This is a genomic window from Streptosporangium sp. NPDC001559 (assembly GCF_042893955.1).
In the GTDB taxonomy this organism is placed as follows: Bacteria; Actinomycetota; Actinomycetes; order Streptosporangiales; family Streptosporangiaceae; genus Streptosporangium.
Genome location: NZ_JBIAVG010000020.1, coordinates 45687 through 61421, shown reverse-complemented (window position 1 = coordinate 61421; position 15735 = coordinate 45687). Strand labels below are relative to the sequence as shown.

Below are 15735 nucleotides of genomic sequence, written 5' to 3'. Positions count from 1 at the left end.
GGTCCTCAGGGAGATGGATTGCGGTCGATCCGGGTCCCCGAGACGCTCCGGCCCGGGCCGCGGATGTCCTCGCGGCCCCGGTCGTAGCTGTCCCGTGTGTTCAGCCGGTCGAGGTCGTACCTCATGTCGATCTTGGCGATGTGCGAGTCGCGCAGGCGCTGCGTCTCGTAGGCCTGGCTGTAGGCCAGCTCGCGCAGCCGCCTTTCGTAGACCGTCGGGCCGCCGAAGAGCTTGACGCTGAGCGGCAGCAGGTCGAGCAGCAGGATGGTGACCCGCAGCACCCACGGCAGGGCGACGACGACGGCGCTGCCGCTGTTGTCGATGAAGTCGTGCAGGGCCTGCTCCTGGGCGACCCAGCCGACGTTCCTGCGCACGTCGGCGCGTTCGGCCTCCCGGTTCGCGCGTTCCTGGCCCTCGTAGGTCTTGAACTCCCTGCTGACCGAGTCGCGGGCCAGGTCACACCTGCCCTGGGCCGTGACGTACTCCCGCTGGGCCTTGTTGTAGTCGGCCTCCAGCTTGGTGGCGATCGGGCCGAACCCGACGGTGCCGCTGAGCCCCTCGCCCCTCCTGCCGAGCGACTCGTCCTGCTTCTTCCTCAGCGCGGCGTCGCGCACCTTCTCCTTGCTCTTGGCGGTCGCGCACAGCTCCACCCGGTCGTACTTGGCATCGAGTTGTTTGCGTTTGTCCTGGTCAGCCGCCTTGAACGTGGCGTCGAGCCGGTCGGCGCGCGCGTTCTGGTTGAAGGCCAGCTGGTCACGGACCTCGGAGTGGAAGATGAGCAGGGTCACGGCCTCGGCGATGACGAAGGAGACGCCCAGGGCGAGGACCCCGCGCATCACGTAGGTCAGCCAGCCGGGCTTCCTGACCTTGCCGACCGGGTCGAGCAGGCCGGTGGCGTCGGTGCCGGACAGCACCTTGCCGTAGCTCGGCTCGGCGACGATCGACCGGTCGACCCAGAAGATGAGGATGCCCCAGATGGCCGCGAACGGCAGGACGGCCAGGGAGAAGCCACCGCCGATGACCGAGGCGAAGACCGCGAACATCGTGGCGGCGACGAAGGAGACCAGGCAGACGAAGACGCCGATCGTCGAGTACCGGTACAGCTCACTGCGGTTCGGGATGAGGGCGGGGTCGGCGCCCGCGCACCACAGGAAGGGACGCGACAGGCGGGGGACCCGGTAGGAGGTGATGCCGGTGAAGTCGGTGTCGAGCCGGGACGAGGCGCGCACGGGCGCCGGCCGCGGCGACTGTGGCGTTATGGGCGGCGGGGACTCGCGGCGCCGTCTCAGTCCGGACAGCCTCCCGGAGAGCGATCCCGACAGGCGTTCGTAGGCGGCGCCGAGTCCCCGGAGACGTTCCTCCTCGTGGACGGGCTCACGCTCGTGCTCACTCGTGCCGGGACGGCCACGACCGGTGCCGCGGCCGGTGCCGCGGATCGCGGAGAACACGTCCGTCGGGTCGTTGGCGGTCCACTCGCTGTAGTAGGAGCCCGGGCTCGGTTCCGGCGTCGTCGGGGCCTGAGCCGCGCCCGGCGCCTGAGCCGCGCTCGGGGCCGCGTCGTCCGGTTCTCCCGCGCCGGGGGCGGCCCGGCGACCGGCCGGGCTCCGGTAGGCGCGTGTCCCGTTGGGACCGCCGGGCAGGGGATGCTCAGGACCGCTCTCCCGCCTGTCCCCGTTCCCGTTCGCGTCCCCGTCCGGCGGCTCGGCGCCGGAATCGCCACCGGTGAGCACGGTGCGCGCCCGCACGGGCCGGGTCTCGTCGTCCTGAGGGGCCGGGGAGGCCGGGGAATTCGTGGGGCTCTGACCGTTGCGCGAGGGCGGCGACCAGGTGAAGTCGCCCCCCGGCGCGGCGTAGTCACGGAACCGGTTGTCTTCCGTCATCGACTCAGCAGCACCTCAGGTCCGGTGTCGAATTCATCGTGGTTCCCGGCGTCCGGCCCCCGGCCGTCCTCGCCGGACGCCACCCCTCGCCCTGCCCAGGCACCTGTCGGTCCCCATCACCGCTCCGCGCGGCCACCCCGGGGCCCATGCCGGAACAATGCAATATGCCCACCGATCTAATGCATATAAATGAGGGTTTATCGTACGGCCCACATTTACCCCAAACGAGGGGCCCCCGGGAAGAGTTCCGGGGCGCGACCCAGAATCTTGCTCACCAAAAGCCGCAAATCATCACTTCCCCGGACTCTACCCTCCAGAAGGCCGGGACGCGCGGAGAACCCTCACGACGCAGGTCACACCGCATGCTCCGCACTACGAGACCGTTCAAAAAGAACGTACGTCACCATAATTACCAAAAGTAGCGTTACAGGATACCCGGCCATCGTCTTCCGGGCGCGACCCCGGCGGCCTTTCCCTAATTGACAAGACCTCCACGCTTTACAATGTAGATTTTGTGGAGCCCCCGGCGCTCCCGGCCGACGGAGCCGTGGCCGGATTAGGGCGGCCCACCGGGGGGAGGCAGGCAGAAAGAGCGCGCCGGAGCCCCGGACGCCCCTCACCTGCCATTGGAGACTGCGATGACCGAACGTGCGACGGCACCCGGCGACCTGGGCCGACGGGTGACCGGCAGACGCGAGGAGCTCGGCATGACCCGCGAACGGCTGGCCGCGCTGGCCGGAATCGACTCCGGATACCTCGGCTACCTGGAGGAGACGACCGCCTCCCCGACCGCGGAGACCGTCAGGCGGCTGGCCGCCGCCCTGGACACGAGCCCGGAGGAACTGCTCGGCGGCACCGTCGACCTGCCGCCCGGCCACGGGGCTCCCGGCCCCCACGCCCGTCTCGAACCGCTGGGGACCGAGGAGTGCCTGCGGCTCATCGCGCCGGGAGGCGTCGGCAGGGTGGCCTTCGAGGAGGCGGGCGGTCCCGCGATCCTGCCTGTCAACTACGTGCTGCGCGAGGGCGCGGTGATCTTCCGTACCTCCCTGGGCGGCACCCTGGACGAGAGCCTCCGCACGGGCGTCCGGGGCGTCGAGTTCAAGATCGCGTTCGAGGTCGACCGGATCGACGACGTCAACCGCGAGGGCTGGAGTGTGCTGGCGCGCGGCGGCGCCCACCACGTCACCGGCGAGGAACGGGAGGCCGCGGCCGGATCCGGGGTCGCCCCCTGGGCCGGCGGAGAGCGCGACCTGTACATCAAGATCGTCCCAGTGGAGATCACCGGGCGGCGGATCAGGAACACTCCGTGACCGTGGGCGGGAGCCCGGCCGAGATGGACGCCTGGGTCGTCTCCCGCCCGGGGCCGATGGCCACGCGCCCCCTGGAACGGGTCCGGCTGCCCGTCCCCGAACCGGGTCCCGGTGAGGTGCTGGTCGAGGTCGAGGCGTGCGCCGTCTGCCGTACCGACCTGCACCTGGCGGAGGGGGACCTGCCCCCCAGGCGGCCGAGGACCGTGCCCGGCCACGAGGTCGTCGGCCGGGTGGCCGGGCACGGCCAGGGGGCCTCCCGGTTGCCGCGCGGCGCCCGGGTCGGCGTGGCCTGGCTCCGCTCGACCTGCGGGCGCTGCCGCCACTGCGTCAGAGGGGCGGAGAACCTCTGCCCGTCGTCCACCTACACCGGCTGGGACGCCGACGGCGGCTACGCCGGATACCTCACCGCCCTTGAGGACTACGTCCACCCGCTGCCGCAGGGACCGTCGGCGGAGAAACTCGCCCCGCTGCTGTGCGCCGGGATCATCGGCTACCGTGCCCTGCTCCGCAGCGACCTTCCCCCCGGCGGCAGGCTCGGCGTCTACGGTTTCGGCGCCTCGGCGCACCTGACCGCGCAACTGGCCGTGGCGCAGGGCGCGACCGTGCACGTCATGACCCGCTCGGCGCGGGCCCGCGAGCTGGCGCTGCGGCTGGGGGCCGCCTCCGCGGCCGAGGCTGCGCAGGCCCCGCCGGAGCCACTGGACGCGGCGATCCTGTTCGCGCCCGCCGGAGAACTGGTGCCGGTCGCGCTCGAGGCCCTGGACCGGGGCGGCACCCTCGCCGTCGCGGGCATCCACCTCGGCGACATCCCCGTGCTGGACTACCGGCGCCACCTGTTCCAGGAGCGGACGCTGCGCAGCGTCACCGCCAACACCCGCGCCGACGCGCGGGCCTATCTGGAACTCGCCACCGGACATCCCCCCGAGGTCAAGACCGTCGCCTACCCCTTCGAGGCCGCCGACCGGGCGCTCGCCGACCTGGCCGCCGACCGCGTCGAGGGCGCCGCCGTACTGCTGCGCTGACCCGCCCACGCGAAACGGTCACCCGCCCAAGGGCTGGTGACCGTTGCTGAGAAAGCTGAGAAAAAGGTACGGCGGGCGGCCATGCCCGCCCGCCGTACCCGGTCTTCAGTTGTGTGATCGATCAGTCAGCGATCAGACCGGCTGCCACAGAGCCGGGACGTTCGGCGGCTCCCAGCCGGGCAGGGAGGTGTGACCCTGGAGGCAGCGGTAGCTGGCGCCGTTGTAGGTGACGACGTCACCGGCGTTGTACTGCTTCCACTCCTGCCAGGTGGTGCTGCCCGTGTCGCCGTTGACGGTCAGCGCGAAGCTGGTGCCGTGGGCGGCGGAGGCACCCGTACCCGTGAGGGTGATGGTGTAGTTGCCGACCGGGACGCTGGAGGAGGCGGAGATGTTGACCGTGGAGGACCCACCGGCGGTGACGCTGGCCGGGCTGAAGCTCACGGTGACCCCGGCGGGGGCGCCGCTGGCGCTCAGTGCGACGTTCTGCGCGTTACCGGAGGTGACCGCGGTGGACAGCGTGGCGCTCGTCGACGCACCGGCCTTGACCGTCGCGGAGGACGGGTTCACCGACACCGAGAAGTCGTCCTGGCCGGGCTGGCCGGTGACGGACAACTTGAAGGTGGCGGTGTGGCCGACCGAGCTGCCCGCACCGTTGACGGTGATGGTGTAGTTGCCCGTCGGGGTGCTCGCCGAGGTGGCGATGCTGACCGAGGACGACTGACCGGCGGTGACGCTGGCCGGGCTGAAGCTCACGGTGGTCCCGGCGGGAGCACCGGTCGCGGTCAGCGCGATGTTCTGCGCGCTACCGGCGGTGACCGCGGTGTTGACGGTCGCCGAGCCGGACGCGCCGGCCTGGACGCTCACCGTGGCCGGGTTCACCGCGATCGAGAAGTCGTTCGGGTTCTGGATGGTGCAGGTGGCCTCACCGGAGACGGCCGGAACGCTGACGGCGGTCCAGGCGGCCTTGACGGCGTTGAACTCGGTGCAGCTGTTGGGGAACTGCTGCTTGGCCGCGGCCAGCGTCGCCGAGCGAGCCCGGGCGTGGGTCAGGCTGGAGGTGGTCCGCAGCTGCAGCGAGGCCAGGTAGATCTGGCCGGCCTTCTGGATGCCGATGCCGGTCAGGCTGGACGGGCCGCCACAGACGGGGCTGGAGGGCTTGCCACCACCGGGGTTGGTGCCCTCAGCCAGCAGGTAGAACCAGTGGTTCTGCGGGCCTGCCGCGGCGTGCACCTCGGTGCTCGGGATCCGCGAGCTGTAGCAGTCCGGGTCACCGTTGGTGCTCGGCTTGTACATGTAGCGGATCGGCCCCTGGCCGACGAGGTTGACTTCCTCGCCGACGGTGTAGTCACCGGGGTCGTTGGGGTTGTTGGCGTAGTGCTCGAGCAGGGCGCCGAAGATGTCACCGGTGGACTCGTTGAGGCCGCCGTCCTCGTTGCCGCCGCCGCCACCGCCGCCGGAACCGGCGAACTGGTAGATGGCGTGACCGTACTCGTGGCCGACGACGTCCATCGGGGTCGCCTGCTGGTTGTTGGCCTGGTTGTGGCCGAAGTTGGTGTAGGAGCCGTTCCAGAACGCGTTGACCTGGTCCAGGCCGACCCGCGCCGGGAAGCCACCACCACGGCCGTTGAAGCCGTTGTAGTTGAACCAGTCCTTGAGCATGTCCCATTCCTTCTGCGCGGCCCAGTAGGCGTCCACGCAGGCGGTCTCAAGGTTGGTTCCCTGGCCGTTGCCCCAGGTGTCGGTGCTCTTGGTGTACGGCGAGCCACCCTGGCCACCACACGCCAGACCGCTGCGGGTGTTGTCCCGCATCGTGTAGGAGGGGGTGGTGTTGATGGTGACCTGGCCGTTGTAGAAACCGTTACCGGTTCCCATCTTGACCGCGTCCCAGTTGCTCAGGATCGAGCCGTTCAGCGCGTCGACGTAGACGTGCTGGACGCTCGGGGCGGTCTTGGAGCTGCCGCTGACGACGACTTCCCAGGCCAGGCGGGGCGCGCCCGTCTCAGCCAGGGCGTGCACGACCAGCTTGGGGGTGGTGACGCTTTCGACCTTGGCCACCAGGGTGCGCGCCTTGTTCGCGGCCTTTCGCGCCGAGAGCGAGGGCTTGACGTCCAGGTTCAGCTCGGTCTTCTGCGCGGTCTCAAGGGTCGAGACCGTCAGGCCCGCGCCGTCGGTGGCGACGACGACGCCACCGCCGTAGACCGGCAGCCCCTTGTAGGTGCGGTTGTAGGCGAGGTACTGCGCACCGCCGACCGAGGTCGCCTTCTCCAGGGAGAAGACGTCGTCCTCACTCTTGGCGAGGCTCTTCTCCTGGGCGGCGATGGCCTTGCCCGCGAGGGCGATGGCGTTCTTCTGGCCCTGGGGGGTCGGCTTGGTGAAGCCGGGTGCCTCCGCCGTTATAGTGCGGGCCGCGGTGTTCGCCGGTGCCGCGGTGGCGCTCGTGGCGCTCACGATCGACGTAGTGGTCATGGCTGCGGCCGCCAGCATGGCCACCGCGCCCAGTTTGACCTTGGGATTCACGCGGGGTGACTCCTCTCGGTGTCCCTTGGGGGGTTAGAGGGATGCAAGGAGCCCTGACAGTTGGGCTGGACCAAAGCTGACACCGAGGAGGTATGGCGGAGTACCCCACGAATTTCCATAACTTCGCGATATAGAACGACGGGGCATTGAAACATGGCTGATGGGGTCGGACGCCCCGTCCGATTCCGGCCGCCACCGGCGGGCCATCTCATTACGCCATACCTTCTTGAGCATCCTGCCGCGGCAGACGCCCTCACGCGCAGGTCGCCCTGGGACATGCCCAGGAGGAGAGGACCAACCCTCCCGTTCTTCGCCACTAAAGTAGCAGGAAATACGCTTTATCCCACAATATGGGAACAAAACCGCGCGAAGCAGGCGATAAGGCCGGACCTCAACCCGGTGACATGCGGATATTTCCTATATCGTGGGAATATGGAGAAGAGTGGGAGCCCGTCCGGCACGCAGGCCGTACAGCGGGCCATGAGCGTGCTGGCCTGCTTCAGGGACGGAGGCCCCACGCTGAGCGCCTCCGACCTCGCCCGCAGGACGAGACTGTCCACCTCGACCGCGCACCGGCTGGCCCGCGCGCTGGTGTCGACCGGCTTCCTCGAACAGGACGCGCGGACCTCCCGGTACCGCCTCGGCCCCTCGATGACGGAGCTGGGCCGTCTCTCCTTCCACCAGCGGGGCCTGCACCGGGTCGCGCCGGAGCTCGGCCAGCTCGCCCACGCCACCTCCGCCACCGTCGACCTGGCCATCCGCAACGGCCCCCACGCCGTGATCCTGATCGGCGGCTCGGTCGACCCGGATGACGGAACGGGCCTGCGCAGGCCGCTGCACTCGACCGCGCTCGGGAAGGTCCTGCTCGCCTGGGCCCCACCGGGAGAGGACGACGTCGCCGCGCTCGGCCCGCTGCGACCGCAGACCGAACGCACCATCGTCGACCCGGAGGAGCTGCGCGCCGAGATAGAACGGGTGCGCAAGGTCGGATACGCCCTCAACGACGGCGAGTCCTCCCACGGGATCAGGACCCTCGCGGTCCCGGTCCTGGACCGGGCGGAGCAGGTCAGGTACGCGCTGGCCGTGCGCTCGACGCCCGAGGTCATCACCGACACGCGGATCGGCTGGTTCGCCATGCACGCGCGGGCCTGCGCCAGGGCGCTCGAAGTGCTCCTGCTGCCGCCGGAGGAACGCAGGATCACCGACTTCTAACCCGTTCCCGAGGGCGGCCGGGGCCGGGAGCGCCCGCCCCGAGGAGCTCGACCTCGCCTGCCGCGTCCCCCGCGGTGACCCGCAGGACCGCGTCCACCTCCCGCTCCCCCGCCGGAGTGAACCGCACCGATATCAGGCAGGTCCGCCCCGGAGGCAGCGGACGGCCCGCGCACGTGTCCGCGACGACGGCGAAGCGGGGGTCGGAGGAGGCGGCGCCGACGGACCCGACGATCGTCCTGCAGGTGCCTGTCACCCGTATTCCCTGCACCGTCCCGCCGCCCCCTCTGGGGAAGGCGAGCCTGCCCGGCGCGACGGTGACGCACCCGAAGGTCCTGGGGCGCTCCTCGACCAGCCGGACGAGGGACGGCACGACGTGGACGGCGCCCGCGACCGCCGCCACGGTCCCCAGCATCGCCAGACCGGTCCTGACCGCGGTCGCCCTCGTCGGCGTTCTCCTTCTCATCCGGCTCACGGATCCCGCCGGCGTGCCCTCCCGGGCGACCGCCTCCCCTGCCGCGACATCGTCCTGACCGCCGATCTCGTACCACGCCACCGTGGCCGCCCCGGTGACCGGTACGACGGCGCCCCCGCCGTCCCCGGCGAGCGCGTGGACCGCCCGCTCTCCGGTGAAGTACGTGACGGCCTCCCCGTCGCCCACCCGTCCGGCGGCGGCGAGCCCGGCGTCGAGCAGCGCCCGCCAGGCGCTCCAACGCAGCGACCTGGCCAGACCCGGCGCGGCGGTACGGGCGAGCCGTACGGCGAGGCCGGGGTCGCCGTCCGTCACGGCCGTGACCAGGCCGGTGACCAGCGCGGCGTGCGCGGCCAGCGCCGACGGGGAGGTCTCCGCGGCCTCCGCCCACCCCGCCGCCCGTGAGGCGAGTCCCGCCAGGACGTCCCCGCCGGGCGCCGCGACCCCGGCGCCGGGCGCGAGCCGGTGAAGGACCCCTCCCTGGGAGGTCTCCTCGGTGAGCAGCCCGAGCCGCGCCAGCCGTACCGCCGTCCCGGCCGCGTCCGCCACCCCGGTGATCCGGGCGAGGACCTCTCCGGAGACCAGCGCGGACGGCAGGGCCGCGAAAGGGGCGAGCACCTCGCTCTCCCTCCCCCCGAGCCCGCCGTACGGCGCCGCGACCTCGCACGACAGCTCGCCTCCCGGGGGTACGGCCGCGGCGGCGCGGACCAGTTCGAGCGGCCCGCCCCCCGTCGCCTCCCACAGCGCGGTCGCGGCGGGGACCTCCTCCTCCCGCAACGGTCTGCCCAGTGCCCTGGACAGCAGGGCCAGGGCCGCGGGCTCGCCGAGGCCGCCCAGCTCGACCGTCCTGCCGGCCGCGCACCGCCTGACCCTGGAGGTGAACACCAGGGCGATGCCCGGCCCGGTCCGCAGGAAGGCGTCGAGCCCGCCGGGCGGGAAGTCCAGGTCGTCGATCATCAGCACCGCGGAGATCCCGCCGAGCAGGCCGCGCAGCCGCGTCCGGCCCGGCGCGTACCCGGCCTCGTCGTACCACGCGGCGAACAGGTCCTGGAGCACGTCGTCCGGCTCCCTGCCCGCCCCGTGCAGGTGGACCACGGGCCTGCCCCGCCCCGCGGCGTCGTGGGCGAGGTCGTGGGCGAGACTGCGCAGCAGCACGCTCTTGCCGATCCCCTCCGGCCCGTGGATCTGCACGGGCTCACCGGGGAGGATCATCGCCGCGAGCACGGCCCGTTCGGTCTCACGGCCGAGCGGTTCCTCGCCGAGCGGAGGAAGCGGAGGCGGGAGGAGCCGCCGCACGGGCGACGGGAGCTCCCCTGCGGGGAGAAGGGTGGAGCCCCGTCCTGAGACGACGACGCGGCGGGCTCCGACGACGAGCGAGTCCTCGGGATGCGGCGTGAGGTCTGACATTGGTCCTCGCCTCTCGTCGGGCCCCCGAGATCAGCGACAGCCGTCCGGCGTGCGGGCCCCGGCCCGCACGCGGCACCACCTCAGACGTTATCCAAGGATTCGTCCCGGTCACAGGGAGTTGGCCCGATCGGGCCACCCCCGCGGGACCCGGCTCACCTCCCGGCGGCCACCCCGTCCCGGGCGCCCTCGGAAGAGAGCACGGCGTTGACGGCGGAGAGCACGGCGAGCACGGACGCGGTGAGCACCGAGGCGTCGAGTCCGACTCCCCAGCGGGTCACCCCGCCGATCCGGCACTCCGCGTAGGCGGCGGCGTGGCTGTCACGGCCCTGTCCCAGCGCGTGCTCGGCGAAGTCGAGGACATCGGCCTCGATCCCCATCTCCGCCAGGGCCCGGGTCAGGGCCGACAGCGGCCCCTGCCCCGTCCCCGTGTACTCGGCCCGTTCCCCGCCGGCGTGGAACTCGCCGGTGAAGAGGTGCGTGCCCGGCTCGGGCTCGCTCACCCGCCAGGAACCGAGGGTCACCGGGCCGCGCCGGTCGAGATACTCGGCCCGGAAGAGGTCCCACAGTCCCTCCGCGCCGATCTCGCCGCCGTCGCGGTCGGCCGCGCGCTGCACCGCCCCGGAGAACTCGATCCGCAGGCGGCGCGGCAGGTCCAGGCCGTGGGCCGTCCGCAGCACGTAGGCGACACCGCCCTTGCCCGACTGGCTGTTGACCCGGATGACCGCCTCGTAGTCGCGGCCCACGTCCGCGGGGTCGATCGGCAGGTACGGCACGTCCCAGGGGGCCCGTTCCACGGGGACGCCCAGCTCCACGGCCCGCCTGGCGTGATGGGCCAGCCCCTTGCCGATGGCGTCCTGGTGGGTTCCCGAGAAGGCCGTGTAGACGAGGTCCCCGCCGTACGGGTGGCGTTCGTGGACCCGGATGCGATTGCAGTGCTCGACGGTACGGCGGACGCCGTCGATGTCGGACAGGTCGATCATCGGGTCGACCCCCTGGGCGTGGAGATTGAGCGCCAGGGTGACCAGGTCGACGTTGCCGGTGCGCTCGCCGTTGCCGAACAGACACCCCTCGACGCGCTGCGCCCCGGCGAGCAGGGCCAGTTCCGCGCACGCGACGCCGGTGCCCCGGTCGTTGTGGGGGTGGACCGACAGGATGACTCCGTCACGGCGCGCCAGGTTCCGGTCCATGTACTCGATCTGGTCGGCGTAGACGTTGGGGGTGGCGATCTCGACGGTCGCCGGGAGGTTGTGGATCACCGGCCGGTCCGGGCATGCGTCCCACAGCTCCGACATGGCGTTGCAGACCTCCAGCGCGTAGTCGGGTTCGGTGAGGTTGAAGACCTCGGGGGAGAACTCGAAGCGCACCGAGCCCTCCGGCATCGCGTCCGCGCCCCTGGCGACGTCCCGGCCCGCCGCCAGGATGAGGTCGCGCAGCTCGTCGCGCTCCCGGCCGAGGACGACCCGGCGCCAGGTCGGCGCGGTCGCGGTGTACATGTGCACGACCACGCGGCGCAGGCCCGCGACGGACTCGTAGGTCCGCCGGATCAGGTCGGCGCGGGCGGCCGTGAAGACGACCACGGTGACGTCGTCGGGCACCAGGTCCTCCTCGGCCAGGTGGCGGACGAAGTCGAAGTCCGTCTGGCTGGCCGAGGGGTAGCCGACCTCTATCTCCTTGAACCCTATGGCGAGGAAGAGGTCGAACATGCGGCGCTTGCGGGCGGGGTCCATCGGCTCGGCGAGAGCCTGGTTGCCGTCGCGCAGGTCGACCGGCACCCACAGGGGGGCGTGTTCGATCCGGCGCAGAGGCCAGGCTCGGTCGACCGGCGGCAGCGGGACGCGCTCGTGCGCCGGGCGGTAACGGAAGGAGGGCATCGCACTGGGGCGCTGGGTGTTCCAGATCACGGGGGTTTCCTTTGGGCCGTCGTGGTGACCGGCGGCATAACGGCACTCCGCGACGGGGTGCCGGTCAGGTCAGGCCCCGCCGCGGCGGCCGAGAAGGAGACCACGCGGTGTCATGCCGGGTAGACTAACCCCGAAACAACTCCTCAGACAACCTGAGAGGTTTGGACAGGTGACACTGAACCCGCTGACCCGCAGCCCGCTGGCCGACCAGGCGGCGCGGACGCTGCGCGAACAGGTCGCCTCGGGGCGCTGGCCGATCGGCACCAGGCTCCCCGGCGAGAACGAACTGGCCAAACAGCTCGGCGTCGGCCGCTCGACCGTGCGGGAGGCCATCCGCGCGCTGGCCGGGGCCGGGATGCTGCAGACCCGGCAGGGGTCGGGGGTGTTCGTCGTCGCCGTCCGGCCGGTCGAGGATCTGCGGACCACGCTGCGCCGCGCCTCGGCCGTCCACCTCTTCGAGGTCCGCGCGCTGCTGGAGGTCGAGGCGGCGGGGCTGGCCGCGCTGCGCAGGGACGACGACGACCTCGCCGCCCTGGACCACGCGCTGGCCGCCCGGCACGCCGCGGCCCTCGGCGGCGACGAGGAGTTCGTCGCCGCCGACGTCGCGCTGCACGCCGCGGTCGTGGCCGCCGCGCACAACCCGGTGCTGACCGAGCTGTTCTCCGCCTTCGAGCCCGCGCTGCGTGGCGGCCTGGTCGACCTGGTCAGGCTGCTCCCCCTGCGCCACGACCGCCCCGACCCCGGCGCCGACAGCCACACCGCCCTGGTCGACGCCGTACGGCGAGGCGAAGCCGGACGGGCGAGCGAGATCATGCGCCAGGAGGTCGAACACAACCTGACCCTGCTGAGGGACGCGAACGACTGATCACGAGGACGGTCCTGACCAAGTGTCGCGGCGAGGAGGCGCTTCGCCGTGGACGGTGAGAGGCCGGCCCCGCGGCTGTACGGCAGGGCGGGCTTCGAGGAGGTGTGCGCCTACCACTACCTCGCCGGCCGCCGGGAGAAGGCGTCCGGCGTTTTCGATCCAGTAGCGGAAAAGCTTTAACGACGGCATTGGCGGCACAGGTTTTCTGACTTCTCGAATCAGCGCGGATCATGCAGTCTTTGGCCTTGCGTGTTCTTCGGCCAAGGAATTCGCATCGGCCCGGCCAAAACGCCTGGACGATCCGCCCAAAAAAGAGAAGAGACCATCGTGAATTACGGAAAAGAACCGGGGAAAAGGCACGTTTTAAAAACGGCCGCCCTCACCCTGGCCCTGACGTCCGCGCTGGCCGTGCCCTCGCCTTCGGCCGCGGCCGAAGAGGAGGTCGGCTGTGGCGCCGTACTGACCTCGGACGTGACCCTCACCCGGGACCTGAACTGCGCCGGTGACGGGCTGACGATCGGCGCGGACGGAGTGACCGTCGACCTCGCGGGCCACCGCATCGCCGGAGACGGTACCGGCAGGGGTGTCGCCGTCGGCGACAGGAAGGGCGTCGCCGTACACGACGGCGTGATCAGCGGGTTCCGCCTGGGGGCCGAGGTCGTCGGCGGCGCGGCCGTCTTCTCCCGGGTGAGGTTCGCGGGCAACGCGCTGAGCGCGGACCAGGCCGCCTCCCTGACCCTGGTCGGCCCGCGTTCCGCCTGCCTGGCCGAGGGGATCGACGTGACCGGCTCCTCCGTCCTGACGATCGACCGGTGCACCGTGCACGGACGGCTCCAGGGGACGAACGGGCACGGGTGGACGGTCAAGGGGAGCGTGCTGAGCAACGGCTACCTGGAACTCGCCGAGAGCGGCTCCAACGTCTTCAGCGGCAACCTCTTCGACGCCTTCCCGGTGAACCTGACCGAGCGGAGCAACGACAACCTCTACACCGACAACGTCTTCACGAACGCCCAGGTCGGCTTCCGTGCCGAGCACTCGACCGGCGCCCCGAACAGGGTCGAGAACAACGTCTTCAAGGCCAACCGCTACGGCATGACCTTCTGGGTCAGCTTCTCCAACGTGTCGGTGAGCGGCAACAAGTTCGAGGGCAACCGGGTGGCCGGAATCCTCATCGACCCCATCCGCTTCACCGGGGTCACCCCCTACCCGGTCAGCGGGAACACCTTCGTGCACAACGGCCTGGCCCCGCTCGGCGCCGTCGACAGGGACGGCGACCCCATCAAGGACGGTGTCCACGTCTCCGGCACCGAGCAGGCGCCGGTCGAACTGGCCCGCAATGACGGCACGGACAACGGCGGGTTCGTCATCTGGGGACGGGCGGGCGAGGTGACGGACGGCGGAGGTAACCGCGGCCCGTGCGGCCCCGGGAACGACCCCGGCCTGAACTGCTCCTGACCTCAGACCCGTTTCCAGGAGTTGCGCATCCACCGGGCCTGGTCGTCCGTACGGTCGATGAAGGTCTGGAGGAATCCGCAGGAGACACAGGCGTAGAGATCCACCTTCTCGGTGTGGAGCATCCCGAACAGAGCGGTCGGAGTCTCCAGACGGGTCGACGCGGTGTAGATCTCCTCGCCTCCGCAGACCGCGCAGACGCCGTTTCTCATGTCTGTCATTGCCGCATGATAATGCGCGCTTGTGAGAGGAAGGGAGTGTTCTCCGGCCTCGAAGAAGGCCGTGACCATAACCTTTTGTCATTCGATTAGAGCGCGTCTTCCGTGAAACGGCCTCCGCGGGAATTCCGGCGGAGGCCTGAACACGCGGCCACGATGACGGTCATGTGGTCGCCATCGGCCGGGTATCCGGAACGCCGGTCCGGCCCGGAGGTAGGTCAGAGCCTGGCGGCGAGCCAGCCGACGGGCGCCAGAAGAACGGCCATGACGAGCAGGAACGCCAGCGACGCCGTCCACGTGCCGGTCGCGTCCCGCAGCAGCCCCGCGGCCAGCGGACCGGCGGCGGCCATGAGGTAGCCGCAGCCCTGCACCACGCTCGACAGCCGGTCGGCGTGCGAGGGGCCGCCCGCCTTGGCTGTGATCATGGCCAGGGCCAGCGGGAACGAGGCGACGCTGAGCCCCAGCAGGAACGCCCACGCGTACGGGGCCGCCCCCGGTGCGACCAGCAGTCCCGTGAACCCGGCGGCGCCCGCGACCCCGCAGGCCGCGGCGTACCACGCCTGGCTTCGGGGAGTACGCGCCAGTATCGACACCGTCAGGCCCGTGGGCAGGCTGACGAGCTGGACGAACGACAGCGGCAACCCGGCGTCGGCCGGGGCGGTCCCCGTCTCGGTGAGGACGCGGGGCAGCCAGGCGAGCACGACGTAGAAGACGACCGACTGCAGCCCGAAGAAGACGGCCAGCGCCGCCGTGGTCGGCCGTCCCACCGGACGCCGACCGGCGTCCGCCTCCTGCGTGACCTGGGAGTCCGGTACGGTCACGGCGCCGCGCGGGGTGGCGCGGGCCAGGAGTGCCAGGGGCACCGCGGCGGCCAGGGCGGGCAGCGCCCACACCGCCAGGGCCGGGCGCCAGCCGTGTGTCAGGTCGTCCAGCGGTCTGGCCAGGGCGGCGGCGAGCATCGCGCCGCCGCCTATCGCGGAGGCGTACAGGCCGGTCATCGCCCCGGTCGCCGTGGGGAAGCGCCTCTTGACCACGCCGGGAAGCAGCACGTTGCCGATGGCGATGGCGATCCCGACCAGGACGGTCCCGAGGAGAAGGGCCGTGGTCGCGCCCGCGCCGCGCAGCAGGATGCCCGCCGCGAGCAGGGGCATCGTCGCCATGAGCGCCCGCTCGGCGCCGAACCTTCGGCTGAGCGCGGGAGCGAACAGGGCGAAGACCCCGAAGCACACCAGCGGCAGCGTGGTCACCAGGGAGATCGCGCCCGCGCCCAGCCCCAGCTCGGTCCCGGCCTCCCCGGCGAGCGGGGAGAACCCGGCCAGGGCGGGGCGCAGGTTCAGGGACAGCGCGACGACGGCGGTCACCGCGACCACCGTCGTCACGATCTCCGCCCGGCCCCTCCCACGGGCCGTTCCGTGAACCCCCTCCTGAGCCGTCGTCTCCTCCACGCCGCCTGTCATGGCTCCCCTTCTCCCCCGCCGGGCT

At 71.4% G+C, this 15735-nt stretch carries 12 protein-coding genes; 6 read left to right on the top strand and 6 right to left on the bottom strand.

Annotation, left to right across the window (positions count from 1 at the left end; translation table 11 throughout):
• Window positions 1-5 precede the first annotated feature (5 nt).
• On the bottom strand, window positions 6-1880 hold the full coding sequence (locus tag ACFYY8_RS35255) for a DUF4407 domain-containing protein (RefSeq protein WP_390048647.1): 1875 nt from the start codon (window positions 1878-1880) through the stop codon (window positions 6-8).
• Window positions 1881-2518: 638 nt separating this feature from the next.
• Here ACFYY8_RS35255 and ACFYY8_RS35250 point away from each other — a divergent pair.
• Window positions 2519-3190, top strand: a complete 672-nt coding sequence (locus ACFYY8_RS35250) for a pyridoxamine 5'-phosphate oxidase family protein (protein WP_352015751.1) — start codon at window positions 2519-2521, stop codon at window positions 3188-3190.
• Window positions 3187-4212: a zinc-binding alcohol dehydrogenase family protein gene (locus ACFYY8_RS35245; protein ID WP_390048645.1), complete on the top strand. Its 1026-nt coding sequence runs from the start codon at window positions 3187-3189 to the stop codon at window positions 4210-4212. Before ACFYY8_RS35250 ends, ACFYY8_RS35245 begins: the two co-directional genes overlap by 4 nt.
• A 132-nt stretch (window positions 4213-4344) precedes the next feature.
• Here ACFYY8_RS35245 and ACFYY8_RS35240 read toward each other — a convergent pair whose 3' ends face one another.
• On the bottom strand, window positions 4345-6729 hold the full coding sequence (locus ACFYY8_RS35240) for a M4 family metallopeptidase (RefSeq protein WP_390048643.1): 2385 nt from the start codon (window positions 6727-6729) through the stop codon (window positions 4345-4347).
• Window positions 6730-7161: 432 nt separating this feature from the next.
• Here ACFYY8_RS35240 and ACFYY8_RS35235 point away from each other — a divergent pair, with 432 nt between their 5' ends.
• Window positions 7162-7941: an IclR family transcriptional regulator gene (locus tag ACFYY8_RS35235; protein WP_390048641.1), complete on the top strand. Its 780-nt coding sequence runs from the start codon at window positions 7162-7164 to the stop codon at window positions 7939-7941.
• Here ACFYY8_RS35235 and ACFYY8_RS35230 read toward each other — a convergent pair.
• Both ACFYY8_RS35230 and leuA read right to left on the bottom strand, forming a co-directional pair.
• Window positions 7928-9817: a hypothetical protein gene (locus tag ACFYY8_RS35230; protein WP_390048639.1), complete on the bottom strand. Its 1890-nt coding sequence runs from the start codon at window positions 9815-9817 to the stop codon at window positions 7928-7930. The genes ACFYY8_RS35235 and ACFYY8_RS35230 overlap by 14 nt on opposite strands.
• Before the next feature lie 152 nt (window positions 9818-9969).
• On the bottom strand, window positions 9970-11688 hold the full coding sequence (gene leuA / locus ACFYY8_RS35225) for a 2-isopropylmalate synthase (RefSeq protein ID WP_390048817.1): 1719 nt from the start codon (window positions 11686-11688) through the stop codon (window positions 9970-9972).
• A gap of 199 nt (window positions 11689-11887) precedes the next feature.
• On the opposite strand from leuA, the gene ACFYY8_RS35220 reads away from it, so the two are divergent.
• The 3 genes from ACFYY8_RS35220 to ACFYY8_RS35210 all read left to right on the top strand — a co-directional run bounded on the left by ACFYY8_RS35220 (window position 11888) and on the right by ACFYY8_RS35210 (window position 14038).
• Window positions 11888-12583 carry a FadR/GntR family transcriptional regulator gene (locus ACFYY8_RS35220; RefSeq protein WP_390048637.1) on the top strand — a complete coding sequence of 232 codons (696 nt, stop codon included), beginning with the start codon at window positions 11888-11890 and terminating at the stop codon, window positions 12581-12583.
• Window positions 12584-12631: 48 nt separating this feature from the next.
• On the top strand, window positions 12632-12763 hold the full coding sequence (locus tag ACFYY8_RS35215; protein WP_390048635.1) for a hypothetical protein: 132 nt from the start codon (window positions 12632-12634) through the stop codon (window positions 12761-12763).
• Window positions 12764-12910: 147 nt separating this feature from the next.
• Window positions 12911-14038: a right-handed parallel beta-helix repeat-containing protein gene (locus ACFYY8_RS35210; RefSeq protein WP_390048633.1), complete on the top strand. Its 1128-nt coding sequence runs from the start codon at window positions 12911-12913 to the stop codon at window positions 14036-14038.
• A 2-nt stretch (window positions 14039-14040) separates the two neighbouring features.
• Here the strand turns inward: ACFYY8_RS35210 and ACFYY8_RS35205 are convergent, their stop codons facing one another.
• Together ACFYY8_RS35205 and ACFYY8_RS35200 are read right to left on the bottom strand one after the other, a co-directional pair.
• Window positions 14041-14256 (bottom strand): hypothetical protein, encoded by a 216-nt coding sequence (locus tag ACFYY8_RS35205; RefSeq protein ID WP_390048631.1) that lies wholly within the window; start codon window positions 14254-14256, stop codon window positions 14041-14043.
• Between the two features lie 215 nt (window positions 14257-14471).
• A complete protein-coding gene (locus ACFYY8_RS35200; protein WP_390048629.1) occupies window positions 14472-15710 on the bottom strand; it encodes an MFS transporter in 1239 nt (412 codons plus the stop codon).
• Window positions 15711-15735: the final 25 nt, after the last annotated feature.

Coding starts and splice junctions, on each gene's coding strand:
- ACFYY8_RS35250 (WP_352015751.1), top strand. CDS start 2,519: ATGACCGAACGTGCGACGGCACCCGGCGACCTGGGCCGACGGGTGACC.
- ACFYY8_RS35200 (WP_390048629.1), bottom strand. CDS start 15,710: ATGACAGGCGGCGTGGAGGAGACGACGGCTCAGGAGGGGGTTCACGGA.
- ACFYY8_RS35205 (WP_390048631.1), bottom strand. CDS start 14,256: ATGACAGACATGAGAAACGGCGTCTGCGCGGTCTGCGGAGGCGAGGAG.
- leuA (WP_390048817.1), bottom strand. CDS start 11,688: ATGCCCTCCTTCCGTTACCGCCCGGCGCACGAGCGCGTCCCGCTGCCG.
- ACFYY8_RS35235 (WP_390048641.1), top strand. CDS start 7,162: ATGGAGAAGAGTGGGAGCCCGTCCGGCACGCAGGCCGTACAGCGGGCC.
- ACFYY8_RS35230 (WP_390048639.1), bottom strand. CDS start 9,817: ATGTCAGACCTCACGCCGCATCCCGAGGACTCGCTCGTCGTCGGAGCC.
- ACFYY8_RS35255 (WP_390048647.1), bottom strand. CDS start 1,880: ATGACGGAAGACAACCGGTTCCGTGACTACGCCGCGCCGGGGGGCGAC.